Consider the following 1,438-nt stretch of genomic DNA (forward strand, 5'->3'; position numbering starts at 1 on the left):
AGGAGGCCGCGAAGGCCGCCGCGGCCAGGAAGGCCGAGGCCGTCAAGGCTGCGACCGACGCCAAGCTCGCGCTCGAGCCGGTCTCGGTCTACATCAGTCGCGCGACACAGAAGCTCTACGTCCGGCGGAACACGCACAAGCCGGCGCCCGATGGTGGCGGCGAGGTGTTTGATACCAGCATCGAGGTTCCCGTTAAGATCCACAATCCCGACCAGCCGATCGGCACGCATATCTTCACCGCGATGGCAAAGACCGATACGGGCCTGCGCTGGAGCGCGGTCACGATCGAGAACGGCGACGAGGCCAGGAATGCGCTCGACCGGATCACCATCCCGCAGGAGGTGTGGGATCGCATCGGGCCGACCGCGCTGCCGCGCTCCTCGATCATCATCTCGGACGAGCCGCTGAGCAGCGAGACCAATTACCGCACCGAATTCGTCGCGGTGCTCAGCAACCAGCCGCAGGGCGGCTTCATCACGCGCAAGCCGACCGCGCCTGCCATGATCGCCAGCGATGACGGCTGGGACAACGGCGGCAACGGCTTCGGCTTCTTCTACCAGCGTGATCCCTACGTACAGCCGGCCAATCCGCGCCGACAGCGTGGCCAGTACCAATATTATCAGTCGACGCAGCCGATGCAGCGGAGCTGGTGGTAGGACGCAGGGCGCCGCCCGCCGGGGCGCGGCCCAAAGCATGGCGGGACGAGTCCCAATCGTAACAACGACGGAGGTGCGCTCCCTCTCCCGCTTGCGGGAGAGGTGAACGAGCCGCGACGATCGATTCAACCTAAGCCATTCCGCCCAGCAACTACGGACGCGCTTCGATCACCACAGCCTGAATCTTGCCTTCCACCGGTCCGGCGCCATGACGCGAACGGATCGTCTCGGCGACGATGTCGGTTGCAGCCTGCAGCTTGCTGGCATCCCTTGCCTCGATCTCGCTGCGCAGCGGCGTGCCCTGGCAGAGGGCGAGCGCGACGTATTCGGGCGACGGTGCGCGACTGATCTCAGATCGCGTCTCGATCGAGATGTCGCGGAAGCCGGCACGTTCGAGGTCGGTTCTGATGACGGTCTTGTCGTAATAGCCGTGCGGCGTGCGAACCATGAATCGCGGCGGGTCGTCCGGAAACAGTTTTTCCAGCGCGATCGTCGCTTCATGCGTCAGCACATTGTCCTCGATCCGATCCCAGACGTTGAACACGAACGTGCCATCGCGCTTCAGGACGCGTTTCACTCCTCCGTAAGCCTTGACACGGTCGGGAAAGAACATCGCGCCGAACTGGCAGCAGACCACGTCGAACTCGGCGGCGCCGAAGGGCAGGGCCATTCCGTCCGCCTGGCGCCAGGTAATGCGATCGTCATCCGCCTGGCGCTGCGCGGCGACCGCGAGCATGGGCTCGTTGAGATCGGTCGCAACATAACGGACGCCGCGCGGCAGC

General features: G+C 65.0%; 1 protein-coding gene and 1 pseudogene. One reads left to right on the forward strand and one right to left on the reverse strand.

Annotation, left to right across the window (positions count from 1 at the left end; translation table 11 throughout):
- A pseudogene (locus tag MOV75_RS37935) lies at nt 1-656 on the forward strand (L,D-transpeptidase); the annotation flags it as partial.
- 151 nt (nt 657-807) lie between these two features.
- Here MOV75_RS37935 and MOV75_RS37940 read toward each other — a convergent pair.
- Nucleotides 808-1,438 (reverse strand): class I SAM-dependent methyltransferase (locus tag MOV75_RS37940; RefSeq protein WP_246932651.1); only part of this gene is annotated, 631 nt, incomplete at its 5' end.

Origin of the sequence: Bradyrhizobium sp. PRIMUS42 (assembly GCF_023006515.1) — a bacterium.
In the GTDB taxonomy this organism is placed as follows: domain Bacteria; phylum Pseudomonadota; class Alphaproteobacteria; order Rhizobiales; family Xanthobacteraceae; genus Bradyrhizobium.